The sequence below is a fragment of the Stenotrophomonas chelatiphaga genome, assembly GCF_001431535.1.
Classification (GTDB): domain Bacteria; phylum Pseudomonadota; class Gammaproteobacteria; order Xanthomonadales; family Xanthomonadaceae; genus Stenotrophomonas; species Stenotrophomonas chelatiphaga.
Window position 1 is genome coordinate 50,364 of record NZ_LDJK01000013.1, and the last position, 25,415, is coordinate 75,778.

24 protein-coding genes and 1 riboswitch are annotated in these 25,415 nt (G+C 68.1%); of the genes, 4 read left to right on the forward strand and 20 right to left on the reverse strand.

What is annotated here, in order from left to right:
• Nucleotides 1-18: 18 nt before the first annotated feature.
• Nucleotides 19-1,524, reverse strand: coding sequence for a CoA-acylating methylmalonate-semialdehyde dehydrogenase (locus ABB28_RS04920; RefSeq protein ID WP_057507564.1), 1,506 nt, complete (start codon nucleotides 1,522-1,524; stop codon nucleotides 19-21).
• A 111-nt stretch (nucleotides 1,525-1,635) separates the two neighbouring features.
• On the opposite strand from ABB28_RS04920, the gene ABB28_RS04925 reads away from it, so the two are divergent.
• Nucleotides 1,636-3,003, forward strand: a complete 1,368-nt coding sequence (locus tag ABB28_RS04925) for a helix-turn-helix domain-containing protein (RefSeq protein ID WP_057507565.1) — start codon at nucleotides 1,636-1,638, stop codon at nucleotides 3,001-3,003.
• Between the two features lie 138 nt (nucleotides 3,004-3,141).
• On the opposite strand, the gene ABB28_RS04930 is transcribed toward ABB28_RS04925, so the two are convergent.
• The 12 genes from ABB28_RS04930 to ABB28_RS04985 form a co-directional block, all read right to left on the reverse strand.
• A complete protein-coding gene (locus ABB28_RS04930) occupies nucleotides 3,142-5,004 on the reverse strand; it encodes a patatin-like phospholipase family protein (protein ID WP_057507600.1) in 1,863 nt (620 codons plus the stop codon).
• 294 nt (nucleotides 5,005-5,298) lie between these two features.
• Entirely contained in the window at nucleotides 5,299-5,832 is a 534-nt protein-coding gene (locus ABB28_RS04935; protein WP_057507566.1) for a lipocalin family protein, read from the reverse strand.
• Between the two features lie 11 nt (nucleotides 5,833-5,843).
• Nucleotides 5,844-6,917, reverse strand: coding sequence for an SAM-dependent methyltransferase (locus tag ABB28_RS04940; RefSeq protein WP_057507567.1), 1,074 nt, complete (start codon nucleotides 6,915-6,917; stop codon nucleotides 5,844-5,846).
• Nucleotides 6,914-7,708, reverse strand: coding sequence for a DUF1295 domain-containing protein (locus ABB28_RS04945; RefSeq protein WP_057507568.1), 795 nt, complete (start codon nucleotides 7,706-7,708; stop codon nucleotides 6,914-6,916). Before ABB28_RS04945 ends, ABB28_RS04940 begins: the two co-directional genes overlap by 4 nt.
• Entirely contained in the window at nucleotides 7,705-8,256 is a 552-nt protein-coding gene (locus tag ABB28_RS04950) for a DUF2878 domain-containing protein (RefSeq protein WP_057507569.1), read from the reverse strand. Before ABB28_RS04950 ends, ABB28_RS04945 begins: the two co-directional genes overlap by 4 nt.
• Before the next feature lies 1 nt (nucleotide 8,257).
• Nucleotides 8,258-9,511, reverse strand: coding sequence for an SAM-dependent methyltransferase (locus tag ABB28_RS04955; protein WP_057507570.1), 1,254 nt, complete (start codon nucleotides 9,509-9,511; stop codon nucleotides 8,258-8,260).
• Complete coding sequence (locus tag ABB28_RS04960; RefSeq protein WP_057507571.1) at nucleotides 9,508-10,272, reverse strand: DUF1365 domain-containing protein; 765 nt, start codon at nucleotides 10,270-10,272, stop codon at nucleotides 9,508-9,510. Before ABB28_RS04960 ends, ABB28_RS04955 begins: the two co-directional genes overlap by 4 nt.
• A complete protein-coding gene (locus tag ABB28_RS04965; protein ID WP_057507572.1) occupies nucleotides 10,269-11,549 on the reverse strand; it encodes an NAD(P)/FAD-dependent oxidoreductase in 1,281 nt (426 codons plus the stop codon). Before ABB28_RS04965 ends, ABB28_RS04960 begins: the two co-directional genes overlap by 4 nt.
• 1 nt (nucleotide 11,550) lies before the next feature.
• On the reverse strand, nucleotides 11,551-12,513 hold the full coding sequence (locus ABB28_RS04970; protein WP_057507573.1) for an acyl-CoA desaturase: 963 nt from the start codon (nucleotides 12,511-12,513) through the stop codon (nucleotides 11,551-11,553).
• 87 nt (nucleotides 12,514-12,600) lie between these two features.
• Nucleotides 12,601-13,374, reverse strand: coding sequence for an anti-sigma factor (locus ABB28_RS04975; RefSeq protein WP_057507574.1), 774 nt, complete (start codon nucleotides 13,372-13,374; stop codon nucleotides 12,601-12,603).
• Nucleotides 13,371-13,940, reverse strand: coding sequence for a sigma-70 family RNA polymerase sigma factor (locus tag ABB28_RS04980; RefSeq protein ID WP_057507575.1), 570 nt, complete (start codon nucleotides 13,938-13,940; stop codon nucleotides 13,371-13,373). Before ABB28_RS04980 ends, ABB28_RS04975 begins: the two co-directional genes overlap by 4 nt.
• Before the next feature lie 67 nt (nucleotides 13,941-14,007).
• Nucleotides 14,008-14,781, reverse strand: a complete 774-nt coding sequence (locus ABB28_RS04985; protein ID WP_057507576.1) for a hypothetical protein — start codon at nucleotides 14,779-14,781, stop codon at nucleotides 14,008-14,010.
• Nucleotides 14,782-14,876: 95 nt separating this feature from the next.
• Nucleotides 14,877-15,108, forward strand: a riboswitch (cobalamin riboswitch).
• A 218-nt stretch (nucleotides 15,109-15,326) separates the two neighbouring features.
• On the opposite strand from ABB28_RS04985, the gene metE reads away from it, so the two are divergent.
• Both metE and pncA read left to right on the forward strand, forming a co-directional pair.
• Nucleotides 15,327-17,630 (forward strand): 5-methyltetrahydropteroyltriglutamate--homocysteine S-methyltransferase, encoded by a 2,304-nt coding sequence (gene metE, locus ABB28_RS04990; protein WP_057507577.1) that lies wholly within the window; start codon nucleotides 15,327-15,329, stop codon nucleotides 17,628-17,630.
• Nucleotides 17,631-17,721: 91 nt separating this feature from the next.
• On the forward strand, nucleotides 17,722-18,348 hold the full coding sequence (gene pncA / locus ABB28_RS04995) for a bifunctional nicotinamidase/pyrazinamidase (RefSeq protein ID WP_057507578.1): 627 nt from the start codon (nucleotides 17,722-17,724) through the stop codon (nucleotides 18,346-18,348).
• Between the two features lie 99 nt (nucleotides 18,349-18,447).
• On the opposite strand, the gene purU is transcribed toward pncA, so the two are convergent.
• Nucleotides 18,448-19,299 (reverse strand): formyltetrahydrofolate deformylase, encoded by an 852-nt coding sequence (gene purU, locus ABB28_RS05000; RefSeq protein ID WP_057507579.1) that lies wholly within the window; start codon nucleotides 19,297-19,299, stop codon nucleotides 18,448-18,450.
• Nucleotides 19,300-19,468: 169 nt separating this feature from the next.
• The gene (locus tag ABB28_RS05005) at nucleotides 19,469-19,747 is read right to left on the reverse strand and encodes a DUF2798 domain-containing protein (protein ID WP_057507580.1); all 279 of its coding nucleotides are present in this window, start codon (nucleotides 19,745-19,747) and stop codon (nucleotides 19,469-19,471) included.
• A 121-nt stretch (nucleotides 19,748-19,868) separates the two neighbouring features.
• Here ABB28_RS05005 and ABB28_RS05010 point away from each other — a divergent pair, with 121 nt between their 5' ends.
• On the forward strand, nucleotides 19,869-20,789 hold the full coding sequence (locus ABB28_RS05010; RefSeq protein ID WP_057507581.1) for a LysR family transcriptional regulator: 921 nt from the start codon (nucleotides 19,869-19,871) through the stop codon (nucleotides 20,787-20,789).
• Nucleotides 20,790-20,807: 18 nt separating this feature from the next.
• Here ABB28_RS05010 and ABB28_RS05015 read toward each other — a convergent pair whose 3' ends face one another.
• The 5 genes from ABB28_RS05015 to ABB28_RS05035 all read right to left on the reverse strand — a co-directional run bounded on the left by ABB28_RS05015 (nucleotide 20,808) and on the right by ABB28_RS05035 (nucleotide 25,360).
• Nucleotides 20,808-21,182 carry a helix-turn-helix domain-containing protein gene (locus ABB28_RS05015; RefSeq protein ID WP_057507582.1) on the reverse strand — a complete coding sequence of 125 codons (375 nt, stop codon included), beginning with the start codon at nucleotides 21,180-21,182 and terminating at the stop codon, nucleotides 20,808-20,810.
• 538 nt (nucleotides 21,183-21,720) lie between these two features.
• Nucleotides 21,721-22,821, reverse strand: a complete 1,101-nt coding sequence (locus ABB28_RS05020; protein ID WP_080335134.1) for an NADH:flavin oxidoreductase/NADH oxidase — start codon at nucleotides 22,819-22,821, stop codon at nucleotides 21,721-21,723.
• 76 nt (nucleotides 22,822-22,897) lie between these two features.
• Nucleotides 22,898-23,719, reverse strand: coding sequence for an NAD-dependent protein deacetylase (locus ABB28_RS05025; protein WP_057507583.1), 822 nt, complete (start codon nucleotides 23,717-23,719; stop codon nucleotides 22,898-22,900).
• Nucleotides 23,720-23,763: 44 nt separating this feature from the next.
• A complete protein-coding gene (locus ABB28_RS05030; RefSeq protein ID WP_057507584.1) occupies nucleotides 23,764-24,177 on the reverse strand; it encodes an acyl-CoA thioesterase in 414 nt (137 codons plus the stop codon).
• 163 nt (nucleotides 24,178-24,340) lie between these two features.
• On the reverse strand, nucleotides 24,341-25,360 hold the full coding sequence (locus tag ABB28_RS05035; protein ID WP_057507585.1) for a ribonucleotide-diphosphate reductase subunit beta: 1,020 nt from the start codon (nucleotides 25,358-25,360) through the stop codon (nucleotides 24,341-24,343).
• Between the last annotated feature and the right edge of the window lie 55 nt (nucleotides 25,361-25,415).

Here is a 25,415-nt window from a genome sequence, read left to right on the forward strand (position 1 = left end):
ATGGCTGGAACTCCGTTGTTACTTGAGGCTGATGGTGGTGTTGACGCCGTGGCCGAGCGTTTCGTCATCGAACCAGCGCGCGGTGATGGTCTTGGTCTGGGTGTAGAACATGACCACCTGCTTGCCGTACGGGCCCAGGTCACCCAGCTTGGACGCCCGCGAACCGGTGAAGGAGAACAGCGGCACCGGCACCGGGATCGGCACGTTGATGCCGACCTGGCCGACGTCGATGTCTTCCTGGAACTTGCGCGCGGCCGCACCGGACTGGGTGAACACCGCCGTGCCGTTGCCGTTGGGGTTGCTGTTGACCAGCGCGATGGCGTCTTCCAGCGTTTCCGCTTCCAGGATCACCAGCACCGGCCCGAAGATTTCTTCCTGGTAGATGCGCATGTCGGTGGTGACGCCGGAGAAGATCGTCGGACCAACGAAGTTGCCCTTCTCGAAGCCGTCCACCTGCGGATTGCGGCCGTCCAGGTCCAGCGTTGCGCCCTGTTCCAGGCCGGAGGCGATCAGCCCTTCCACGCGCTCGCGGGCGCTGCAGGAAATGACCGGGCCGACGTCGGTACCGGCAACCGAGCCGGCGCTGACCTTCAGCGTCTTCGCCTTGGCCACCAGGTCCGGCACCCACGAACGTGCTTCGCCGACCAGCACCAGGGTGGAGGCCGCCATGCAGCGCTGGCCGGCGGCACCAAAGGCAGCACCGACCATCGCGTTGAGGGTCTGTTCCTTGTTGGCGTCCGGCAGCACCACGGCATGGTTCTTGGCGCCCATCATGCACTGCACGCGCTTGCCGGCCAGCGAGGCGCGGTTGTACACGTGGGTGCCGACGCGGGTGGACCCCACGAACGAAACCGCCTTGATGTCCGGATGGTCGCAGATCGCGTTGACCACTTCTTCGCCACCGTGCACGACGTTCAGCACGCCCTTCGGAATGCCCGCTTCCAGCGCCAGTTCGACCAGCCGCATGGTGACCATCGGGTCCTGTTCGGACGGCTTGAGCACGAAGGTGTTGCCGGTGGCGATGGCCATCGGGAACATCCACAGCGGGATCATCGCCGGGAAGTTGAACGGGGTGATGCCCGCGCACACGCCCAGCGGCTGCATCAGGGTGTAGGTGTCCACGCCGTTGGCCACGTTGTTGGCCAGCTCGCCCAACTGCAGGTTGCCGATGGCAGCAGCGTGCTCGACCACTTCCAGGCCGCGGAACACATCGCCTTCGGCATCCGGCACGGTCTTGCCCTGCTCGGCGCTGAGGGTGTGCGCCAGCTCGCTCATGTTCTCGCGGATCAGCTGCTGGTACTTCAGGAAGATGCGCGCGCGGGTGCCGATCGGCGTCTTGCGCCAGGTCTTGAAGGCTTCCTTGGCCGCGGCTACCGCGTCATCCACTTCGCTGGTGGTGGCGAAGGGCACCTGGGCCAGCACGTCCTGGGTGGCCGGGTTGACCACGTCCTGCCAGTGGGCGGTGGACGATTCGATGAACTGGCCATCGATCAACAGGCGGATACGGGGCGCTGCAACAGTCATGGCGGTACCGTGGGTTTCAGGGATGCTTGGCATTATTCACAGGCGCACGCTCGATTTCCGGCCTGTCTGCGCTTAATCTGGCCAACCGGAACGACGATAGTTGTTAATCCTGTGAATACCGAGACACCCCAACGCCAGCTCGGCCTTCGCCTGGCCAAGCTGCGCGAGCAGCGCGGCTATACCCAGGCGCAGCTGGCCCAGCAGCTCGGCGTCTCGGCCAGCTACCTGAACCAGATCGAGCGCAACAAGCGGCCGTTGACCCCGGCGGTGCAGCAGCGCCTGCGCGCCGTGCTGGGTGAACTGGGCGACCTGTTCGACGCCGGCGGCCCGGCCGCGCTGCAGGAGGCACTGGGCCAGACCCTGCGCGACCTCGGCCTGGCCGATGTCAGCGCCAACGAACTGCGGGCGCTGGCGGGCAACCTGCCGCAGGTCAGCCAGGCCCTGCTGGACCTGCACCGGCGCCATCTGGTGCTGCGCGAACACGCTGCCGCGCTGGAGTTCCAGCTGGGTGAGCCCGGCGCCGGGATGAGCCTGCCGGCCGGCGACCAGGTGCGCGATTTCTTCAACCGCATGCACAACCACATCCCGGAACTGGATGCGTTGGCCGAGCGCCTGTTCGCCGAGTGGGGCCTGACCGTCGGCCACATGGCACCGCGGCTGCGACAACTGCTGGCCGACCGCCACGGGGTGATGGTTGAAGTCGCGCCGCTGCAGGCAGGCCGGGAGAAACGCGTGATGGACAGCCAGGCACGCACGCTGTGGTTGCCGGACTACCTGGAACCGGGCCAGCAGGCGTTCCAGATGGCGGCCGAACTGGCGTTGCGCGGCCATGCCGAACAGGTGGATGCGGTGATCGAACGCGCCGGTTTCCGCGATGACGAGCGCATCGCGCAGGCACGCATCGGCCTGTCCAACTACTTCGCCGGCGCGCTGGTGATGCCGTACGGCCCGTTCCTGCGTGCGGCCGAGTCCAGTGGCTATGACATCGAACTGCTGGCCCATCAGTTCGGCGTGGGCTTCGAAGCGGTCTGCCACCGTCTGAGTACGCTGGCGCGGCGCAGTGCACCGGGCCTGCCGTTTTTCTTCATCCGCGTGGACCGCGCCGGCAATGTGTCCAAGCGGCATTCGGCCACCGATTTCCACTTCTCGCAGGTCGGCGGTTCGTGTCCGCTGTGGATCGTGTACGAGGCGTTCAACCAGCCCGGGCGCATCCTCACCCAGACCGCGCGCATGCCCGATGGGCGACGCCATTTCTGGCTGGCACGGCAGGTCAGCAGCGGGCCGGTCGGCCACGGCCAGCCGCGCAAGACCTTCGCCGTGGCGCTGGGCTGCGACCTGCAGCACGCCGAGCGGCTGGTGTACACGCGGGGGCTGGATATCCAGAGCCCGGGCAATTCGGTGTCGATCGGCCCCGGCTGCCGTGTATGCCCGCGCGAAGACTGCATGCAGCGCGCGTTCGTGCAGTTGCCGGGGCGCTGAGCGCGCCCGGCCATTGGGCGGTAGGGACGGCCGCTGGCCGTCCGGCTGGAATCTGACCCCGTCCCGACGGGAATGACGCGATCGGTAGTGGCGGCCGTTGGCCGTCCAACGGGAATGACGGCCAGCGGCCGTCGCTACCTAGTAGATCGGGGTCACCTTCATCTGCGGCAGCGGGCGCGGGGCACCGTCGGTGAGGTCCGGGCCACAGTCGTCCCAGCTGGCGCCCTGCTCCACCATCAGCGCGTACAGCGCCTGGGATTGGCGACGCTTTTCCTGCGATCCCAGCGGATACGACGGCGGTGGCGGTTGCCCCGCCGCCACGCTGGCATAGGCGGTGCGGTAGGCCACCACCTGCTGGCCCGCGTCATCGGTACGCGACACTTCCAGCGTGTAGCGCTGGTAGGCCGAAGCGGCATTGCGCCAGCGTATCCAGTAGTGGTTTTCGAACGAGAAGCGGCAGAAGCGCTCACCGGCAAGCGTGCCCTTCTGCGCGATGCGACCGAGCACCTCCTGCGGCATGTCCAGGTTCATGCCGCCCTCGTCGCCTTCCAGGGTGACGTGCACGATGCGGTCGCGGTAGCCGGGCGCACGGGCCTGCAGCAGGTCGCGCCAGTTCTGCATGGTGGCGACGATCGCGAACAGGAAACGGGTCAGCTCGGTGGCAGCCATCGGCGAAGCGATGTCGCGGTAACCGCGCTGCCAGCGTTCGCGGTTGCCGGTTGGCAGCACCACCGCGCGTTCGAGCGCTTGCGCCGCATCGGCCGCATCAGACACTTCCCGGGCATCACCGGGGTACACCAGGTTGATGGCGAAGGTCGGCCAGCGCGGCAGCGCGGCGTCGAAAAGATGGATCGGGAAGTTGCTGCTGATGCCGCCGTCGGAGAACCAGCACCGGCGGTAGCCGGCGATCGATGAGCCTGCCGCCGCCGCTCCCTGCTGCCCACCGCTGGCCAGGCCCTCCATGCTGTCGGCCACGTTCCTGCCGCCCCGTCCCGGTTCGGCACGGTTGCCCTGCACCACCGCATGGTGGCGCGCCGGCTCATGCAGCGGCACCGCGCTGATCAACAGCGGAAAGCTGAGGCTCATCCGCGTGGCGACCAGCACCGGCAGCTGGCCCTCCGGCGGCAATCGATAGTACAGCCGGCCGTCGACCTGCTCCGGGGCGCCGGCATCGGCCACCAGCCCGTCCACCACGCTGCGCGGGAACAGGCGGTCGAACTCTTCGCGCAGGAACCAGAAGCGTGCTTCGGAAAACGGCAGGGTGCGCGGCTCGTTGTGCGACACGCAGGTACTGATCATCTGCAGGGTGATCGCCCGGCCATCCTGCGGTTCGTCCGCATAGCGCGGGGCGCCGTGCAGGTCGGCGAAGGTCAGCGGCGCATCGTCCGGCTTGCCCGACAACCGCTGCAGGGCCTCGTGCAGCCAGTCGGTCAGAGCGGGGCGTTGCGGATCATCGCTGCGGCCATTGCACAGCCCCAGCAGGTTGCCACGTGCCACCCGTGCCACCCGCAGCAGCGCGCCGGCCACGCCGGCACCGTAGGCGCACAGCAGCGAAGGCAACAGGGTCGCCAGCATGCCCGCCACCCCGCCGGCGCCGTAGCCGATGCCCAACAGCACGACCAGCGACAGCAGCACTTCCAGCGGCGCAATGGTGAACACCGCCGCCAGCAGGCACAGCAGTTTGCGTGGCCACCCCGCATGGCTGGCCAGCACCACCAGCAGCCGGTAGGCCGCGCGCGCGCCGCGAGCGGGCTGGAACAAGCCGTAGATGAAGCCACGCGTGGACAGCTGGGCCGATACGCCGGCCAGTCCCTCGAAGCCGGCCTGCGGCCCCACTGTCTCGCCTGCCTGGCGACGGCGATCACCGAGCGCGGCCGCCGCCGCCACGGCGGCTGCGATGGCGCCGGCCGAGGTACCGCCGATGCTCTTGAAGCGGTAGTCCCTGGCCAGCGCCAGCACCGCGTTGGGATACACGATGCCGCTGGTGATTCCGCCCTTCATGACCAGATCGCAGTACTTGGCTGCCACGGGCCGACCCTCCGCTGGATTCGACCCTGATTATGGCAAGCAGGCCTCTCACCGCATGAGATCGCTGACGCATTTCGAAGGCAACGTCTGCCCCGGTAGTGAGGGCCGCTGGCCGTCATGCGCCTGCCCTGGCCCCTGGTGGGTGACGGCCGCTGGCCGTCATGCCCGTGCCCTGGCCCCTGGTGGGTGACGGCCGCTGGCCGTCATGCCCGTGCCCTGGCCCCCGGTGGGTGACGACCGTTGGTCGTCACGCCGTTGCCAACGGCGCTACCGCTCTGACTGCGGGACCTTGCGGATCTTGCTGGTGTCATAACCCATCGCGGCGATCTTCTCGATGGCCTGCTGGTAATCGGCCTCGCTGACCTGCGGCGTCCGCGCCATGTACCACACGTAGTCGCGCTTGCTGCGCGCCACGATGGTCTGCTGGTAGTCCTCATCCAGCCAGGAAATCACGTACTCGGCCTGGATCGGCCAGATGAACTGCATGCCCCACACCGCGCCGTTGCCTTCCTTCTCCACCCGACCCACCGGATGCATCGTTTTAAGCTTCGCATCGAAGCTGCCCTTGCGGTAGGTGAAGGTGGTCTGGATGCGCCCGTCGGGTCGCATTGCATAGCGTTCCACCGAATCAAACGCCTTGCGTTCAATGAAGGTGGGAATCTGGGCGATGACATACCAGTCACCCATGAAGCGCGGCACGTCCACCGCGGTCGCGCGCGGCAAGGGACGTTCCGGACTGGACGAACAGGCACTGGCCGACAACGCCATCGCGATCACGGGAAGCAGGCGGGACAGACGCATGGTGTTCTCCTTCAACGGGGACGGAACAGGTAGTGGGCCACCAGCCACTGCTGGCCCTTCTCATAACCGAACAGTTCGGCGCAGGCCATCCAGAACATTCGCCAGCGCTGGAACCACAACGCAGCGGCGGCATCGCCGTAGGTCTGGCGCAGCACCGGCATCAGAGCGTCGCGCTGGCTGTCCTGGTTCTGCAGCCAGTGGTTGGCGGTGCGCTGGTAGTGCGTGCCATCCAGCAACCAGCGCTGCTGCAGCAGCAGGTCGTGCTGGAAGTGCAGCAGCGTGTCCGCTGCCGGCATCAGGCCACCGGTGAAGAAGTGCCGCCCCATCCAGTTGTCCTCGCCCTCGGTTTCGAAGGGATACATCGCCGTGCGATGCACGAAGATATGCACGAACAACGCCCCATCGCTGCGCAGCCAACCGGCGATGCGGCCCAGCAGCCGGTCGTAGTTGCGCATGTGTTCGAACATCTCGATGGACACCGCGCGGTCGAAGGAGCGCGCGGGCAGCTCCAGGTGGTTGACGTCGCGGGTCAGCACCTGCACGTTGCGCAGTCCACGCGCCTGGCATTGCGCCTCGATGTGCGCACGTTGCCCGTGCGAGTTCGACACTGCAGTGATGCGCGCCTGCGGATAACGCTCGGCCATCCACAAGGTCAACGATCCCCAGCCGCACCCCAGTTCCAGGATGTCCTGGCCGTCGGCCAGGCCGGCGCGCTCGGCGTACAGCTCCAGCATCGCTTCTTCGGCCTGGTCCAGGGTCTCGGTGCCGGTGCGGTAGTAGCAGCTGCTGTATTTCAGCCGCTTGCCCAGGCACGCTTCGAAGAACGCCGCCGGCACTTCATAGTGCTGGCGGTTGGCCGCATCCACGTGCAGGGCCAATGGACTGCCCGCCAGTTCGGCGATGCGCTCGGAAAAGCGCAGTGCCTGGGCCTCGGTGCCGCCCTCGAACTCCTCGCGCAGGCGCTGCGCGCACTGCCGGCGGATGCCATAGCGCAGCAGCACATCGGGCAGCAGCCCGCGTTCGGCCAGGCCGGTCAGTCCTGCGGCAGGGTCTGGCAGCGGCAGGGACTGGATCTGGGTGCTCATCGGCGCGGCTCCTTGGAAGGGGTGGGTTCACTGGGGAACCAGGGAAAGATCATCGACGTGCTGCGCTGGTACTGGCGGTAGTCCTCGCCGCGGCTGCGCAGCGCCTGTTTCTCGGTGAACGGCACGCCGCTCAGCCAGCGCAGGAACACATACATCACCACCGGGCCGGCGCAGGCCAGCCACCACAGCGGGGAACCCGCGGCCAGCAGCACATAGGTGAACCAGTGCAGCCATTCGAAGAAGTAGTTGGGATGCCGGGAATAGCGCCACAGCCCCTCGCGGCAGGTGCGGCCCTTGTTCGCCGGATCGGCGCGGAAGCGGGCGAGCTGGCGATCGGCCAGGCTCTCCCCGCCCACGCTCAGCAGCCACATCGCCACCGCGGCCAGCACCCAGCCGATACCGTCCCCGCGCGGGTTCTCCGCCACCGCGATGAACGGCAGGGCGAACAGCACCACCAGCAGCGCCTGGGCCTGGAAGAAGCCGAAGATCTTGCCCTGGTGGCCGTGCCAGTGATCGCGCAGGTAACGGTAGCGACCGTCCTCTTCTTCGCTGCGCACGCGCCGCCACAGGTGGAGTGCCAGGCGGGCTCCCCACAGCCCGCCCAGCACGCCCAGCGCCAGCCGCGGCAGCAGCGCGCCCTCCCCCAGCAGCGCCAGCAGCAGCGCGGCGGCGGCCACGCTCTTGGCCCACAGCACGTCCACCACGCCGATGTTCTGGTGACGGCGTTGCCACCACCAGCCCCAGCTCATCACCACGGCGGCATACAGCCACACCCACCACAACAGCTTCATCGTGTTTCTCCTGTTCCCACGGGGTCACCGCGGCGTGCCGGCTGCCAGCGCCGCGCGCAGGTGGCCAACAGCGGCAGCGCGAGCGCCCAGCCGATACCCAGTACGGCGATGCCCTGCCAGGCCGGCGTGGCGAAAGTCAGCGAAGAAAATCCCCGCGCGGCCGAGACATAGGCCAGGGGGGCCAGCAGCAGGCCGACCAGAACGGCCAGCTGCCACCGGCGCTGCAGGGCAGCGAAAGAGACCGTCAGGGTCATCGCGAACGATGCCCACAAGGCAAGGATCCAGACCGGCGCCAGCCCGCGTTCGGCGTTGCCTGCGGCATACACCACCAGCCCGGAAGCACCGGCCACGCCGTCCACCACCAGCCCGCAACCGATCGCCAGCGCGATCAGCTTCAGGTCCACCGCCGGGTGCGGGGACAGCAGCAGCTGGCTCAGCACATAGGCCGCCGCCGCCACCAGCGCCGGCCAGTACAGACCACGCCCGGCACCGGCCACGGCGCAGAACCACACCAGCTGGTTGCCGATCAGGTTGCCCCAGAAGTGCATCTCAGTGCGCTCCGGCCAGCGGTGGGGGACGGTAGCCCGGCCGCGCCAGCAACAGCTGCGACACACCGATCGAGCGCTCCAGGAAGCCGCCTTCGCAGTACGCGAGGTAGAACTCCCACATTCGGATGAAATCCTCATCGAAGCCCTGCGCGCGCACCGCCGGCAGCTGGGCGAGGAAGCGCTCGCGCCAGGCGCGCAGGGTCAGTGCGTAGGACTGCCCGAAGTCCATCTGGCCTATCAGCTGCAGGTCGCTGCTGCGGGTCTTGGCCGCCAGCATGGCGTTCAGCGAGGGAATGAAACTGCCGGGGAACACGAAGCGCTTGATGTAATCCACGCTGCGCCGCGCCTGCTCGTAGCGCTCGTCTTCGATGGTGATCGCCTGCAGCAGGGCCAAGCCTTCCGGCTTCAGCAGGCGGGTCAGGGTGGCGAAATAGGTCTGCAGGTACTGCGCGCCGATCGCCTCGATCATCTCGATGGACACCAGCTTGTCGTACTGGCCATCCAGGTCGCGGTAGTCCTTCAGCAGCAGGGTCACCCGGTCGTGCAGTCCGGCCGCTTCGATGCGCTGGCTGGCCAGCGCGTGCTGCTCCACCGATATCGTGGTGGTGGTGACGCGGCAGCCGATGTGGCGCGCTGCGTACATCGCAAAGCCGCCCCAGCCGGTACCGATCTCCAGTACGTGGTCGGCAGGCGTGAGCTGCAGCTGTTCGCAGATGCGCGCCAGCTTGCGCTGCGATGCGGCGTCCAGCGTATCGCCGTCCTCGAACAGCGCAGAGGAGTACATCAGGTCCTTGGACAGGAACAGCGAGAAGAACGGATTACCCAGATCGTAGTGCGCGGCGATGTTGCGGCGGCTGCCTTCGCGGGTATTGCGGCGCAGCTGCGCCCAGGCTTTCAGCGCCCAGCCCCCGATGCGCGCCGGGCCGCGTTCCACGCCGTCGAGCAGCTCGCGGTTGCGCACCAGCAGCTGCACCAGCGCCACCAGGTCGTCGCAGCGCCACTGGCCGCGGATGTAGCTTTCGCCGGCGCCCACGCTGCCCTGGGTCGCCACCGCGCGATAGAACGCCGGGTCATCGATGGTCACCGTCACCAGCGGGCCACTGCCCTGCGTGCCAAGCACGACTTCACCCAGCGCATCGCGGACCCGCAGGCGACCGTCGCGCAGCGCGCCCAGCTTGGCCAGCAGCTGGCGGCGAAGGAAGGCGTCCAGGCGCCCAGGCCGTGGCAGGGCCATGCTGTGGCTCATGTCGTTCATTGGTTTTTTCCAGCAAGCGAAGGATGGTCGTGGACCGGATTGCGTTTCAGCCACAGGCGCAGCGCCTGCCAATGGATCGCGCCGACCACCTGCAGCGTCATCAGCGGATGCCGGGCCAGCACCATCGCCAGTCCGGGGCCGTCCAGCGCACGGCGCTGCATCGACTGGGTCGCATCGAACTGGTGCTGGCCGTCGCGCCACACCTGCATGTGCACGCGCAGGTCGTCGCCGGGCACGGTGAAGCGCCAGTCGTAACCGCAGTCCATCTGCATGAAGGGCGAAACATGGAACTGCTTGTCGAAACGCCAGCGCAGCGCGCGGCCATGGGCTTCCGCGTCGGCGACCGCCAGCACGTAGGCATGGCGCTCCTTCCACGGTGTGTTGGTGATCTCGGCAACGATGCACTCCAGCGTGTCATCGGCGGCGTGGCAGTAGTAGAAGCTGACCGGATTGAACACATGGCCGGCGTGGCGCAGGTGCGCGAGCAGGCGCACCGGACCCGATGGACGGTGGCCAAGCACGGCCTGCGCACGATCGCGCACCGCTTCGGCCAGCGGCTGGTCGGGGTCACCCAGGTAGTCGCTGCGGCGGAACTCGGCCAGGTTGCGGCGGCCCACCGACCACAGCCAGCGCCGGTCGAACACGCTGTCCACCTCGTCCAGGTCCAGCAGCAGCTGTGCGATCGGATAACGGAAGGCGTGTGCATGCGGCACATGCCTGCGGTGCACGACCTCGCCGCGGTAGATCGCGCTGGCGCTCACGCGGTGGTTTCCTCGTGACGCGGCCAATGTGTTTCGGCACTCACTGCGTGCAATGCATCCACCACACGGCGCGCACTGCGGATGCCGTCTTCGTGGAAACCCCAGCCCCAGTACGCGCCCGCAAACCAGGTATGGCGGCGTCCCTGCACCTCGTGCCAGCGCCGCTGCGCGCGGACCATGGCGTGGTCGTGCACCGGGTGTGCGTAGCGCAGGCGACGCAGCACCTTGGCCGGGTCGATCGCCTCGCTGCGGTTGAGCGTCACCAGCAGCGGGGTCGGCGTATCCAGGCCCTGCAGCAGGTTCATGCAGTAGGTCACCGTGCAGGCCTGCGCCGGATCGCGCGGCACGTGCGCGTTCCACGCCGCCCACGCCGCGCGGTTGCGCGGCAGCAGGGCGGCATCGGTATGCAGCACGACCTCGTTGGGCTGGTAGCGGATGGCGCCGAGCACGCTGCGCTCCACCACATCTGGATCCTGCAGCAGGGCCAGTGCCTGATCGCTATGGCAGGCCATCACCACGTGGTCGAAGCCCTCCGCGCCGGCCGCGCTGTGCACCAGCACGCCATCGGCCAGCCGTTCCACCGCCAGCACCGGGCACTCCAGCCGCTCGCGCACCTGCCAGCGCTGGCGCAGTGCGTCCACGTAACGCGCTGAGCCGCCCTGCACCACCCGCCATTGCGGACGGCCGGTGAGCTGCAGCATCTGGTGGTTGGCCATGAACTGCACCAGATAGCGCGCGGGGAAGTCACGCACGCTGGTGGCCGGCGAGGACCACAGGGCCGATGCCATCGGCAGCAGGTGCTCTTCGACGAAGGCCTCGCCGTAATGGTGGTCGTGCAGGTACTGGCCCAAGGTGGGCCCGGCCTCGTCGCCCTGCAGCAGGAGCGGGGCCTCGCGATAGAAGCGCCGCAGGTCGGCCAGCATCCCCCAGAAGCGTGGCGAGAGCAGGTTGCGGCGCTGGCAGAACAGGCCATTCAACGAGGTGGCGTTGTACTCCACCCCGCTGCGTTCGCTGTGCGCGGAGAAGCTCATGGTGGTCGGCTGCGAGGCAACATCGAGCTCGTCGAACAGGCCGCTGAGCAGCGGATAGTGCTGCGGATTGAACACGATGAATCCGGTGTCCACCGATACCGCGCGGCCATCCACCTGCAGCGCATGGGTATGGGTGTGGCCACCGAGGTAATCGTTGGCCTCGAACAGGGTGACCTCGTGCTGCTGGTCCAGCCACCACGCGCTGGCCAGTCCGGCAATGCCCGATCCGATGACGGCGATGCGCATGTCAGTCCTTTGCCTTGGCCAGCACCCAGGCCGGCACCGGCTTGAGTCCGTGCACCAGCCGCAGCGACTGCATCAGCCGCAGGCCGTACCAGGTGATGTCCACTTCCCACCAGCGGAAGCCCTGGCGCACGGTCCCGGGGAAGAAGTGGTGGTTGTTGTGCCAGCCCTCGCCGAAGGTGAGCAGCGCCAGCCACAGGTTGTTGCGGCTGTCATCGCCGGTGTCATAGCGCTGCCGGCCGAAGCGGTGGGCCAGCGAATTGATGGTGACCGTGGCATGGAACAGCACCACGGTGGAGATGAAGAAGCCCCAGACCAGCATCTGCGGGCCGCTGGTGCCCAGCGTGGGCGCCACCTGCTCAAGCAGCGCACCGAGCCCGTACAGTGCCGCGGCCAGCGCGACCGGCACCAGCGTGTCGAAGCGGTCCAGCCAGCGCAGTTCCGGGAAGCGCGCCAGATCGGGAATACGCGACCAGTCCGTGCGGAACCCTTCGCGGGTCAGGAACCAGCCCATGTGGCTCCACCAGAATCCGTGTTCGCGCGGCGAATGCGGATCCAGCGGCTGGTCGGCATGGCGATGGTGGCTGCGATGGTGCGCCGCCCACCACAGCGGCCCGCGCTGCACGCTGGCGGCGCCGATGGCGGCGAACAGGAACTGCACCGGACGCGAGGTCTGGAAGGTGCGGTGGGAGAAATAGCGGTGGTAGAAGCCGGTGATGGCGAACATGCGCACCGCGTACAGCAACGCGGCCACGGCCACCGCCACCCACGATACGCCCACCCAGATCACCGCCACGCAGGCCAGGTGCAGGCCCACGAACGGCAGCGCACGCAGCCAGTCGATGCGCTTGCCATCGGCCTCGGCGGCGTCGGCCGCGCTGGGCTCCCGAGCGGCGGTATCGAACCAGCGCAACAGGGCGGACCAGCGCCGCGGGCGGGGCGGCGGTACTGCGGGTGTGGCCGACATCGTGCATCCCTCCTGGATCTACTGTCAGGAGATACGATGCCAGGGGGCCTGTGGATGCAGCGTCCGGAAAATAAATTTTCCGGCCCGCTACAGGTTGGCGATGTCTCCCTTGGCAACCACCGGGCCACTCGGCGCCGGATGCGGCGCACCCGCCGACGGTTCCAGCGTGATGGCCAGTACCGACCCATTGACCAGCGCCGAACGCAGCGCCGCGGGCACGTCCACGGTATGGGCGCGGTCGTTGGAGACCAGGCCCAGCGACACCGGGGCGCCACCGGCCGGGATCACCCACAGCTCCGGCGCGCGGCCCTGCGCATCCGGCGCGGACGGTACCGGCACCATCAGCACCTTGCCCAGCGTGGCATCGACCGACGCCAGCCAGCCGGCACGGCCATCGTCATGCAGCAGCGGAGTGACCGGGCGCGTGGCCTGTTCCGGTTCGACCGCCGGGGTCGGTGCCGGGGTAACGGCCACCGGGGTGGGTACCGGGGCATCCGGTGCCGGACGGGTGAACACCGCGACCAGCGCCAGCGCGGCGGCGAGTGCGGTGGCGCCCTGCCAGAAGCCGGTGCGCTGCCACGGACGCGCGTTCGGGGCGGCGTCGAAGGTCGCCCAGCCCAGTTCACGGCGCACGCGCAGCCACACATGGGCCGGCACCGGGGCGCTGCCCACTTCTTCCAGCAGCGGCGCCAGCCGTTGTTCCCATTGGTCCACCAGCCGCGCGAAACCGGCGTCGGAACTGATGCGCTGCTCGGCCTGCCTGCGCTGGTCGGCATCCAGCACGCCCAGCACGTACTCACCGGCCTGCTGGTCGGCGCTCGGCGGCTGCCCGTCTTCGTGGTGAAGGTCGCGGATGTTCATGGTTCCAGGCACACCCGAAGCTGGGCCAGGCCACGGCGGATCCAGCTTTTCACCGTACCCAGCGGAGTGGCAAGGCGGCGCGCCAGTTCATCGTGGCTGGCGCCGTCAAGGAAGGCGGCGCGGATCAGGCTGCGCCGGCGCGGTTCCAGCGCCTGCATGCAGTCCTGCAGCCGCGCGTCTTCGTCATTGCGTTCAGCCAGCTGGGCCGGCTGCAGGTCGCCGTCGGGCAGCTCCTCGGCGATGGACACATCGTCAAGCGCCCGCGGCGGCGCAGCGCGCAGGCGGTCGATCGACCGGTTGCGCGCCAGCATGGACAGCCAGGTCATCGCCGAGGCCTTGCCGGGATCGAAGCGCGAGGCTTTGTGCCAGACGGTCACGAACACCTCCTGCAGCACGTCCTCGGCTTCACCGCGGTCACGCAGCAGGCGCAGGCAGATCGCGAACAGGCGTCCCCCGGCCTGCTGGTACAGCGCTTCGAAGGCATCGCGATCCTGCGCCGCCACCTGTTCGAGCAGGGCGTCGAGTCGGCGCGCGTCGGCACCGTCGGGGGCGTCCGGCTGGGGCATTGCAGGCTCCGCGTGGCACAGGGGCAGACCTGCATCCTCGTTGCTCGGCGCGCATACCGCAAGTCCATCATCGGCTGCATGAAGCCACCAGGGGTTGGCTGCGTGCGGCGGAAAGCTCGCCTTCGCTGGCCGGCTGCGGCGCGCCGGGGAAGCGGATGCGCACCTGCGGCCAGCCACCTTCAGCGTCGCGTACGTTGCCGGTGCCTTCGAACTGCAGCAGCCGGCGATCGGCACGCGCGTAGACCAGGGTGACCGCCGGCACCGCGAAGCCGAACCAGGCGTCCAGCTGCATCTGCAGCTGTTCGGCCGGCTGGCCCTGCCAGTCCACCGCACCGACCCGGCGCAGTTTCACCGGCACCCAGCGCTGGCGGCTGATGAGCAGGAACGGCAAGGCTACCGTTTCGCCCTGCAGCAGCGCAGGCCAGTGCGCACGCACGGCCGCATCGAATCCGGCGTCGATCACCCCGCCCGTGGGCATGTCCAGGGTCTTGGCTGCGTCGGCTGCACCGCTGGCGGCGCGGATGCTGACGCGGCGCTGCGGGCCCTGGGACTGCACCGCCTCGCGGCGCCCGTCACGTCCATCGACGAACTCGAAATCCGGTGCCTGCGCATTGGCGGCGGCCGGCATCCACTTGCGCGCGAACGCGCGTCCGTCGTTGCAGCGGTACAGCACCAGCCGCGCCTGCTGCGCCCCCACGTCCTGCAGATAATGGGTTTCGCGGTACAGCGCCCGGCCGCCCTTCGGCGCCAGCGCCTCGCCCTCCACGCGCAGCACGGCGGCACCGGCAGGCGCGGCAGCGGCGGCAAGCAACAGCAGGCAGGGCAACGATGGGTAGCGCATGGCAGGGTCCGCAGCGGGCTCATGGACAGATACGCAGCAGGCGGCGCATTGGATGCAGTGCCGCGCCAGCCCCTTGACCGATGCCGCGCTTGGGCCTACCTTGTGCTCGCCGAAGGTATTCATCTCTTCATGCGAATGAAAGGATGGATTTAAACGGGAATCCGGTGACCGTGCCCCGTGCACGTATTCCGGAGCTGCCCCGCAGCGGTGAATGGAAACGACCTCCGCCAACAGCACTGGGCCACGGCCTGGGAAGCGGCGGACACTAGGTGGGCGGCAACGCCCGTGTCCAACAGCCCGAATACCGGCCCCGGCCGGAGGACCTGCGCGTCCTTCGATTCGACCTGGAATCTCCGCGGGGAGGTTGCCCGGCCCATGCCGTCCCGCCGCCAGCGGGACGCGTCGGCACGTGCGCCTGTCCACGGCATCCGGTTCGCCCGCGGGGGCGAAGGTCGCTGGCAGGAGGGACGTGGGCCGGCAACGGCGCGCGGCACCCTGCAGTTCCTTCGTTCCTCAATGCCGACATGCAATGAGGACACGCTGCAATGACCACCGTTACCAACCTGGGTTTTCCCCGCATCGGCGCCAAGCGCGAACTGAAGCGGGCCCTTGAACGCCACTGGAGTGGCGAGGATGACATCGCCACGCTGCAGGCCAGCGCCGCCGCGCTGCGTGCACGCCACTGGAAACTGCAGATCGAAGCCGGCGTGGACGTGCCGCCGAGCAACGATTTCAGCCTGTACGACCAGGTGCTGGACACCGCCTTCCTGTTCGATGCGCTTCCCGCCCGCTACCGCGCCCTGGCCGAACACGAGCCGCTCGCGGCCTACTTCGCGATGGCGCGCGGGCTGCAACGCGATGGCATCGACCTGCATGCGCTGGAGATGACCAAGTGGTTCGACACCAACTACCACTACCTGGTGCCGGAACTGCAGGCCGGGCAGGCGTTCGCGCTGCGCGGTGACAAGCCGCTGGCCGAATTCCGCGAAGCCAAGGCGCTGGGCATCCACACCCGCCCGGTGCTGCTGGGGCCGGTCAGCTTCCTGCTGCTGTCCAAGACCACCGATGGGTCGGCCGCGCTGGAGCTGCTGGATGCGCTGCTGCCGTCTTACGTCGACCTGCTGGCCCAGCTGGCCGCGGCCGGTGCGGACTGGGTGCAGCTGGACGAACCGCTGCTGGTGCAGGACCTGGACGCGGGCGCCCGCTCGGCATTCGAACGCGCCTACGGGGTGCTGGGCGGCAATGCGGCGGCACGACCGAAGCTGCTGCTGGCCACCTACTTCGGCGCGCTGGATGACAATCTCAGCCTTGCCGCCGCGCTGCCGGTGGACGGCCTGCACGTGGACCTGGTGCGCGCACCGGAGCAGCTGGATGCGGTGCTGCAGGCGCTGCCCGCCGGCCGCGTGCTGTCGGCCGGGTTGGTCAACGGCCGCAACATCTGGCGCACCCAGCTGGACAATGCCTTGATCCTGGCGCGCTATGCGCAGACCGATCGCGGTGCGGACCTGCTGTGGCTGGCACCGTCGTGTTCGCTGCTGCATACGCCGGTGGACCTGACCCTGGAAAAGAAGCTGGACGACGAGCTGCGCAGCTGGCTGGCGTTTTCGCGGCAGAAGCTGGAAGAACTGCGCGTGCTCGCCGATGCGCTGGACGGCAAGCCGTCGGCGGACGCCGGGCTGGGCGCCAACCGCGAGGCGCTGGAAGCCCGCCGCCGCTCGCCGCGCGTGCACGACCCGGCCGTCGCCGCGCGCCTGGCCAGCCTGTCCGCCGCCGATGCCCGGCGCCACGGCAGCTATCCGCAGCGCCGCCTGGCCCAGCACGCCGCGCTGCAGTTGCCGCTGCTGCCCACCACCACCATCGGCTCGTTCCCGCAGACCCTGGACGTGCGCGAAGCACGCGCCCGGCACAAGTCCGGCAAGCTGTCGCTGGGCGATTACGAGGCTTTCCTGGAGCAGCAGACCGCGCACTGCGTTCGCGTGCAGGAAGAACTGGGACTGGACGTGCTGGTGCACGGTGAGTTCGAGCGCAACGACATGGTGGAATACTTCGGCGAGCAGCTGGAAGGCTTCGCCTTCACCGGCAATGGCTGGGTGCAGAGCTACGGCTCGCGCTGCGTGAAGCCGCCGGTGATCTTCGGCGATGTCAGCCGTCCACGGCCGATGACGGTGCGCTGGTCGCAGTATGCACAGTCGCTCACCCGCAAGCCGATGAAGGGCATGCTGACCGGCCCGGTGACGGTGCTGCAGTGGTCGTTCGTGCGCGACGACCAGGAACGCGATGCCACCTGCCGGCAGATCGCCCTGGCGCTGCGCGATGAGGTGAATGACCTGGAGGCCGCCGGCATCGGCGTGATCCAGGTCGACGAACCGGCGATCCGCGAAGGCCTGCCGCTGCGCCGCGCGCAATGGCGCAGCTACCTGGACTGGGCGGTGGAATCGTTCCGGATCAGCACCAGCGGGGTGCGCGATGCGACGCAGATCCATACGCACATGTGTTATTCGGAGTTCAACGACATCATCCACTCGGTGGCGGCGATGGATGCCGACGTCATTTCGATCGAGACCTCGCGTTCGCGGATGGAGCTGCTGGATGCCTTCGTGCGCTTCAACTACCCCAACGAGATCGGCCCGGGCGTGTATGACATCCATTCCCCGCGCGTGCCGGACAAGGTGGAGATGGTCGACCTGCTGCGCAAGGCACTGGCGGTGCTGAAGCCGGAACAGCTGTGGGTGAACCCGGACTGCGGCCTGAAGACTCGTGGCTGGCCGGAGACCCGCGCGGCACTGCAGGCACTGGTGGCGGCCGCAGCCGAACTGCGTGCCGAGCACGCCGAGGCCAGCGTGGCCTGACCACGAACGAGGGCGGCGGCGCGCTGCTGCCGCCCTCGACGCTGTGCCCTGTACCCCGGTACGCTGCGTGCTCCCCTGCACGGATTTTCCCATGACGCCCCTGCCCGCCCACGTGGCCCTGATCGTGGTGGACCTGCAACCGGACTTCATGCCCGGCGGCGCGTTGGCCTGCGCCGATGGCGATGCCGTGGTCGCACCGATCGCGGCGTTGCTGGCCCAGCGCCGGTACCGCACCGTGGTCGCCACCCAGGACTGGCACCCGGCCAACCATGCGTCCTTCGCCAGCCACTACGCCGGCCAGCAGCCGTTCGCGCAGATCCAGCTGCACGGCCATCCGCAGACCCTGTGGCCCGACCACTGCGTGCAGGGGTCGGCCGGCGCCGTGCTGCATCCCGGCGTGGACTGGAATGCGGCCGACCTGGTGCTGCGCAAAGGCACCCGCCCCTTGGTGGATTCGTACAGCGCGTTCCGCGAAAACCACGGCCCGGAAGGTTCACGCCCGGCAACCGGACTGGCCGGCTGGCTGCGCGAACGCGGCATCAGCGAAGTGCATGTGTGCGGGCTGGCGCGCGACTACTGCGTGCTGTGGACCGCGCAGGATGCAGCCAGTGCCGGCTTCGCCGTGGGCTTCCACTGGGACCTGACCCGACCGGTCAGCGCCGACAACGACGACGCCACGCGGCAGGCCCTGGCAACGGCCGGCATCGCCCTGCTCTGATCGCGCCGGCAGCGCCCGGTAGCGCCGAGCCGTGCCCGGCGGATTCCATCCGGCATCGTAATGCCCGCCACACAACGCGCTGCGCTGATCGCGCCGGCGCTACCGGAACACCACCGTGCGGTGCCCGTTGAGCAGGATGCGGTGCTCCACGTGTCGGCGCACTGCACGCGCCAGCACCTGCGATTCGGTATCGCTGCCCAGCCGCACCAGATCGCGCGGGGTCATCGCATGGTCCACGCGGGCCACGTCCTGTTCGATGATCGGCCCCTCGTCCAGGTCTTCGGTCACGTAGTGCGCGGTGGCACCGATGATCTTGACCCCGCGTGCGTGCGCCTGGTGATACGGCTGCGCCCCTTTGAAGCTGGGCAGGAAGCTGTGGTGGATGTTGATCGCACGGCCCGCCAGTGCGCGGCACAGCGTCGGCGAAAGGATCTGCATGTAGCGCGCCAGCACCACCAGGTCGATCTTCTCGCGCTCGACCAGGTCGATGATCTGGCGTTCCTGCACCTCGCGCGTGTCCGCGCTCACCGGCAGGTGGTGGAAGGGAATGCCATAGGACGCCGCCAGCGGCGCGAAGTCGGCGTGGTTGGAAGCCACCGCGGCGATGTCCACCTTCAACTGGCCACTGTGGGCGCGGAACAGCAGGTCGTTGAGGCAGTGACCCTGCTTGCTCACCAGCACCAGCAGGCGCGCGCGGCGGCGGCCGTCGTGCAGTTGCCAGTCCATGCCGAAGTCGCTTGCCAGCGCCCGCATGGAGGCCTGGACGGTATCCAGCGGCAGCCCAACATCGCGGTCGAAATGCACGCGCAGGAAGAAGCGCCCGCTCTCCTCGTCGCCGAACTGCTGGGCGTCGAGGATGTTGCAGCCATGGTCATACAACAGGCCGGACACGCGGTAGACGATACCGGTGCGGTCCGGGCAGGACAGGGTGAGGATGGAGTCGGGTCGCATCCAGCCAAGTCTAGGGCAGCCTGCTGCGCTGCGGAATAAATGCTCTCAGATGCAACTGCATTGATCGGTAGTGACGGCCGCTGGCCGTCACGCCTCTGCCGTCGGTGGGTGACGACCGTTGGTCGTCACGCTTCTGCCCTCCGCTGCGCTCGCCGGCCGTGGCTCGGCGCTACCGGTTGCGCTCCGGCGGATGCACCGTCAGCGCTACCAGCCGCAGCACCAGCGGGCGCACCACCAGCACGCAGCAGAACGCCACCGGCATCGCCAGCAGATAGGCCTCCAGTACGCGGCCCAGGTAGGCCGCGTCCACCCCGGCATGGGCCGCGGTGATCACCAGGCACATCAGCATCGCCATGATGCCGGCCATGAAAAAGGCGAACACATAGGGCGTGGCGCGATGGCCGAACTTCAGCCCGCGGCGGGCCGGCAACGCAGTGGAATCGGACATGGAGGGGGCCGTGCAGGAACAGCCTCCCAGCATGCCCGACGCGCAGCGCCGCTGCAGCCCCTGCGTGCTTGGGGCAGTCCGAAGCAGAACTTTGCCCCCGGCCGTGGCAGGCTGTGCGGTCATGAACCTGTTACAGCTCATCCGCACCTTCACCCGCACCGCCGAAGCCGGCAGCATCGCCGGCGCGGCGCGCGCACTCGGCATCAGCGCCACCGCGGTCGGCCAGAACATCAGCCGGCTGGAGGCCCACCTGGGGGTGCGCCTGTTCAACCGCAGCACCCGTTCGCTGTCACTCAGCGAAGCGGGCGCGCTGTACCTGGCCAAGGTGCAGCACATCGAAGCGGACCTGGCCGGTGCGCAGGCGGCGATCAGCAGCGGCGACATCGAACCGGTCGGCCCGCTGCGCATCGGCTGCAGCCGCGCGTTCGGGCGCCACGTGCTGGCGCCGATGCTGCCCGCCCTGCAACGCCGGTATCCGCAGCTGCAGCTGGAACTGCGCCTGTCCGACCGCGCCGTGCGCCACGCCGAAGAGTCGGTGGACGTGAGCATCCGCATCGGTGCACAGCTGCAGGATGGGCTGGTGGCACGCCCGCTGGCGCGCATCCCGTTCGTTTTCTGCGCCGCTCCTTCCTATCTGGAACGGGCCGGCACCCCGACCTCACCGGAGCAGCTCGCCGATCACCGCGCGCTGCTGTTCCGCTTCCCCGCCGACGGCCGTCCGCTGCGGTGGGGGCTGGTGGGCGAACAGGGCCGCGTCGAGGCGACGATGCAGCCGGGGATGATCTGCGACGACATCGATGCCTTGGCCGAACTGGCCGCGGCCGGCGGCGGCATCACCCGGCTGGCCGCGTTCGTCGCCGAACCCTATCTGCGCGACGGTCGCCTGCAGGCCGTGCTGGGCGATGATCCGGCGTGGCGGCCGGAGCCGATGGAGATGTTCTTCTGCCTGAGCGACCGGCGCGATTTCACCGCACGCATCCGTGTGCTGTTCGAGCACCTGCAGGCGGGCTTGCCGGTGGCATGGCAGGTGCCGGCGGGGTGACGGTCAACGGGCGGACGGTCAGCGGCCGTCCCTACTGGTCGCGGTCAGGTGCAGGCTGAGGCCCAACGTACGCGTCACCTGCAGCACGGTGGCGAACTGGGCCGGGCGCCGGCCGGTCAGCTCGCGTCGCAGCTGGCGGCACGATACGCCGCTTCGTTGCGAGAAATCACGCACGCCTTGTGCGTGCACGATGGCCGCCAGCGTGCGGGCGATGATCTGCGCGTCACCGTCGCTTTCGATGATGCAGGCTTCCAGCAGGGCGGCAACGGCAGCCGGGTGACGGAAGCGCGCAGCGAGTTCGAGCAATTCGAAGGTGGTCTTGTGCGCCGTGTTCCCTGCGGCATCGGGCGGGGTGGAGGACGGCGTGGGATCGGTCTGGGCGTTGTCGAGCATCGGTGACCTCGCAGCGTGGAAGGCCACCTGCGCGGGAGCGCAAGGTGGCGGACGGTGCGGGTAGCAGTGCCGGCTGACTCAACCATCAAACTGGGCCGGCGGATCGAGGATCCCCACACACCGTCCGCCATGGAGCTGGCAACACGGTGCATTCTCCGCCGTGCCCAGAGGACAACAACAGAGCCAGATGGTTGAATCAAGTTCGGGACTGCTATCCCGGCTGGGCCAACGGGCACCAGCGGGACTATCGTGCGCAGCCGGGGCTGATCGCGTCCATGAGGGAATCTGTGTTTTTCCGGCTGGAGCGTGACGACCAACGGTCGTCACCTACCAAGCGCCAGGGCGCGAGCATGACGGCCAGCGGCCGTCACTACCGGGGCCACGGCGTGACGACCAACGGTCGTCACCTACCAAGCGCCAGGGCACGGGCATGACGGCCAGCGGCCGTCACTACCGGGGCCACGGCGTGACGACCAACGGTCGTCACCTACCAGGAGCCAAGGCGCGAGCATGACGGCCAGCGGCCGTCACTACCGGGTCAGCGCGTTTCGAAGACGCCGCGGGCTTCGCGCGGTTCGCAGCGCAGGTACTGCGGGGCCGGCACCACGCTGTCGCCGAGTGCGGCGGCGGCGTGCCACGGCCAGCGCGGGTCGTACAGGATGCCGCGTGCCAGGGCGATGGCATCGGCATGGTTGTGGCGCAGGATCGATTCGGCCTGGTCGGGCTCGGTGATCAGGCCCACGGCGATCACCGGCATGCGGCCCTTGGCCTTGATCGCCGCGGCGAACGGCACCTGGTAGCCGGGGCCGATCTCGATCTTCTGGCGTTCGTCCAGGCCGCCGCTGGAAACATGCAGGAAGTTGCAGCCGCGCGACTCCAGGATCATCGCCACGGTCTCGGTCTGGGTGATGTCCCAGCCGCCCGCGACCCAGTCACTGGCCGAAATGCGCACGCCCACGGCGATCGACGGCGATACCGCCGCACGCACTGCGTCGTACACCTCGATCAGCAGGCGCATGCGGTTCGGCAACGGACCGCCGTAGCCATCGGTGCGCTGGTTGCTCAGCGGCGACAGGAACTGGTGCAGCAGGTAACCGTGCGCGGCGTGCAGTTCGATCAACTGGATGCCCAGGCGCTCGGCGCGGCGTGCGCTTTCGGCGAAGGCTTCGACGATGCCGGCGATCTCCGCTTCGGTCAGTTCGTGCGGGGCCGGATTGCCGGCGTGGAACGGGCGCGGGGATGGCGCGACCGGCGTCCAGCCATTGTCGTCATCGGCGGGAATCTGCTTGCCGCCTTCCCACGGACGCGACACCGATGCCTTGCGACCGGCGTGGCCAAGCTGGATGCCGATCGGCATCGTCGACCAGCGGCGCACCGTCTGCAGCACCTTGTCCAGCGCGGCTTCGGTGGCGTCGTCCCACAGCCCCAGGTCGGCATGGCTGATGCGGCCGCGCGGCTCGACGGCGGTGGCTTCCAGGATCAGCAGGCCGGCGCCGGACTGGGACAGGTTGCCCAGGTGGATGGTGTGCCAATCGGTGGCCTGGCCATTTTCGGCGGAGTACTGGCACATCGGCGCGATCACGATGCGGTTGGGCAGGGTCAGGGGCCCGAAAGTGACGGGCGACAGCAGCTGGCTCACGTGGGGATTCGCAGGGGGAAAAAGACAGGGGACTATTGCAGCGCCGATGGGGTTGGAGATCAAGCGCTGTGTTGGATCACAGGATCATGCTGGTAGCGCCGAGCCATGGCGCCAGCGCTTCGGCGCAGTCGCGCTCGTCCTTGAAGGCGAGCAGTTCATCGGCACGGGTGCGGCCCCGGTTCAGTGCGGCCACCGGCAGCCCGGCCTTGGCGGCGGCCTGCACGAAGCGGAAGCCGGAATAGACCATCAGCGATGAGCCCACCACCAGCACCGCATCGGCGCGCTGCAGGTGGTCATGCACGGCCGCGACACGTTCGCGCGGAACGTTCTCACCGAAGAACACCACGTCCGGTTTCAGCAGGCCACCGCAGTGCAGGCAGTCCGGCACGTTGAAGGCGGAGAAATCGGTCTCCAGGTCGGCATCGCCATCCGGTGCGATGCCCGCTTCCAGCGCATCCCAGCCCGGGTTGGCCGCCATCAGGCGCTGCTGCAGCTCCTCGCGGCCGCTGCGCTGTTCGCAGCCCATGCAACGCACGCGGTCCAGCCGGCCGTGCAGGTCGATCACGTTGGCACTGCCGGCACGCTGGTGCAGCACGTCCACGTTCTGGGTCAGCAGCACTTCCAGCTTGCCGCTGGCTTCCAGCGCGGCCAGCGCGTGATGGGTGCCATTGGGCACGGCGTGGCCGAAGCGCGGCCAGCCGACCAGGCTGCGCGCCCAGTAGCGCTGGCGGGTGGCCGGTTCGGCCATGAAGGCCTGGTAGGTCACCGGCGGGGTGCGTTTCCACTGACCGTCGGTATCGCGGTAATCCGGAATACCCGAGGCGGTGCTGCAACCGGCGCCGGTCAGCACGAACAGGCGGCGGGCGCGCGTGATGAAATCGGTCAGCGGCTGGCTCATACCCGCTCAGATGGGGGCAGCCCGGCCCCCGTGCAAGCGCCGGCTCAGGCGTCCGGCGCGGCTTCAGGCAATGCCGGGACCGCAGTGGGATGGCCTTCGTCATCCAGCGCGATCATCACGAAGTGGCCGCGGGTGCACAGCTTGCGCTCGCCGTTGTGCAGGTCCTCGGCTATCAGTTCCACCTGCACTTTCATCGAACTGCGGCCAACTTCCACGATACGGCCGATGGTTTCGACCATCTGGCCGATGCGGATCGGCAGCTTGAAATCGACCTGGTCGCTGCGCGCGGTGACCACGGTGCGGCGCGAGTAGCGCGCGGCGGCCAGGAATGCAGCCTTGTCCATCCATGCCAGCGCCTGGCCACCGAACAGGGTACCCATGTGGTTGGTGTGGTTGGGGAAGACGATCTCCGCCATGCGCACTTCGATGGGCGGCACGGTGTCGGGCTGGTCGGTCATGGGGGTACCGGCATGAGAAAGGGACGGAGCGATTATGTCGCATCCGTCCCTTTTTCAGTTCAGTGTCGCGCGTTGACGGGTGTGGTTGAGGGCCAGCGGCCGTCACTACCCCCGCTTCGCGGGCCGAGCATGGCTCGGCGCCACCACGGTTAGGCGTTACCGATCAGAAGTTCATGTCGAAGGCGACTTCGCCCTTCACGCCGACCTGGTAAGCCGAAGAACGGCGTTCGAAGAAGTTGGTCAGCTCCTGCACGTCCTGCAGTTCCATGAAGGACAGCGGGTTGCGCACGTTGTACTTCTTTTCCATGCCCAGGCGGTGGAAATGGTTGTCGGCGCAGTGCTGCAGGTACTGGCGCATGTCGCGGGTGGAAATACCCGCCACGCCACCGGACAGCACGTCTTCGGCGAACTGCACTTCGCACTCGATCGCTTCGGCCAGCATGTCATACACCTGCTGCTTCATCGCATCGTCGAACAGGTCCGGCTCTTCTTCGCGGATCACGTCCACGCACTCGAAGGCGAACTCCATGTGCGCGCTTTCATCGCGGAACACCCAGTTGGTGCCCGACGCCAGGCCGTTGAGCAGGCCACGCGAACGGAAGTAGTACACGTAGGCGAACGCGGCGAAGAAGAACAGGCCTTCGATGCAGGCGGCGAAGCAGATCTGGTTGAGCAGGAACTGGCGGCGCTGGTCGCGCGTTTCGATCCGGCGCAGGTCCTGGATGGAATCGATCCACTTGAAGCAGAAGTCGGCCTTCTTCTTGATCGAATCGATGTTCTCCACCGCGGCGAAGGCTTTGACGCGCTCGTCCGGATCCGGCAGGTAGTTGTCCAGCAGGGTCAGGTAGAACTGCACGTGCAGCGCTTCTTCGTACAGCTGGCGCGACAGGTACATGCGCGCTTCGGGCGCATTGAGGTGCTGGTACAGGTTCAGCACCAGGTTGTTGGACACGATCGAATCGCCGGTGGCGAAGAACGCGACCAGACGGTGGATCAGGTGGCGATCGGCCGGCGACATCTTCGAATGCAGGTCGCTGATGTCGATCTGGAAGTTGATCTCTTCCACCGTCCAGGTGTTCTTGATCGCGTTCCGGTACATCTCGTAGAACTGCGAGTAGCGCATCGGACGCAGGGTCAGTTCGAAACCTGGGTCGAGCAGCATCTGGTTGGGTTTATCGGCCATGGTGATTCCTTGTTTCACGGCGACAACGCCGAGCATGGCTCGGCGCTACCGCTTC

Coding starts and splice junctions, on each gene's coding strand:
- ABB28_RS04920 (WP_057507564.1), bottom strand. CDS start 1,524: ATGACTGTTGCAGCGCCCCGTATCCGCCTGTTGATCGATGGCCAGTTC.
- ABB28_RS04930 (WP_057507600.1), bottom strand. CDS start 5,004: ATGAAGGGCGGAATCACCAGCGGCATCGTGTATCCCAACGCGGTGCTG.
- ABB28_RS04935 (WP_057507566.1), bottom strand. CDS start 5,832: ATGCGTCTGTCCCGCCTGCTTCCCGTGATCGCGATGGCGTTGTCGGCC.
- ABB28_RS04940 (WP_057507567.1), bottom strand. CDS start 6,917: ATGAGCACCCAGATCCAGTCCCTGCCGCTGCCAGACCCTGCCGCAGGA.
- ABB28_RS04945 (WP_057507568.1), bottom strand. CDS start 7,708: ATGAAGCTGTTGTGGTGGGTGTGGCTGTATGCCGCCGTGGTGATGAGC.
- ABB28_RS04950 (WP_057507569.1), bottom strand. CDS start 8,256: ATGCACTTCTGGGGCAACCTGATCGGCAACCAGCTGGTGTGGTTCTGC.
- ABB28_RS04955 (WP_057507570.1), bottom strand. CDS start 9,511: ATGAACGACATGAGCCACAGCATGGCCCTGCCACGGCCTGGGCGCCTG.
- ABB28_RS04965 (WP_057507572.1), bottom strand. CDS start 11,549: ATGCGCATCGCCGTCATCGGATCGGGCATTGCCGGACTGGCCAGCGCG.
- ABB28_RS04970 (WP_057507573.1), bottom strand. CDS start 12,513: ATGTCGGCCACACCCGCAGTACCGCCGCCCCGCCCGCGGCGCTGGTCC.
- ABB28_RS04975 (WP_057507574.1), bottom strand. CDS start 13,374: ATGAACATCCGCGACCTTCACCACGAAGACGGGCAGCCGCCGAGCGCC.
- ABB28_RS04980 (WP_057507575.1), bottom strand. CDS start 13,940: ATGCCCCAGCCGGACGCCCCCGACGGTGCCGACGCGCGCCGACTCGAC.
- ABB28_RS04985 (WP_057507576.1), bottom strand. CDS start 14,781: ATGCGCTACCCATCGTTGCCCTGCCTGCTGTTGCTTGCCGCCGCTGCC.
- metE (WP_057507577.1), top strand. CDS start 15,327: ATGACCACCGTTACCAACCTGGGTTTTCCCCGCATCGGCGCCAAGCGC.
- pncA (WP_057507578.1), top strand. CDS start 17,722: ATGACGCCCCTGCCCGCCCACGTGGCCCTGATCGTGGTGGACCTGCAA.
- purU (WP_057507579.1), bottom strand. CDS start 19,299: ATGCGACCCGACTCCATCCTCACCCTGTCCTGCCCGGACCGCACCGGT.
- ABB28_RS05005 (WP_057507580.1), bottom strand. CDS start 19,747: ATGTCCGATTCCACTGCGTTGCCGGCCCGCCGCGGGCTGAAGTTCGGC.
- ABB28_RS05010 (WP_057507581.1), top strand. CDS start 19,869: ATGAACCTGTTACAGCTCATCCGCACCTTCACCCGCACCGCCGAAGCC.
- ABB28_RS05015 (WP_057507582.1), bottom strand. CDS start 21,182: ATGCTCGACAACGCCCAGACCGATCCCACGCCGTCCTCCACCCCGCCC.
- ABB28_RS05025 (WP_057507583.1), bottom strand. CDS start 23,719: ATGAGCCAGCCGCTGACCGATTTCATCACGCGCGCCCGCCGCCTGTTC.
- ABB28_RS05030 (WP_057507584.1), bottom strand. CDS start 24,177: ATGACCGACCAGCCCGACACCGTGCCGCCCATCGAAGTGCGCATGGCG.
- ABB28_RS05035 (WP_057507585.1), bottom strand. CDS start 25,360: ATGGCCGATAAACCCAACCAGATGCTGCTCGACCCAGGTTTCGAACTG.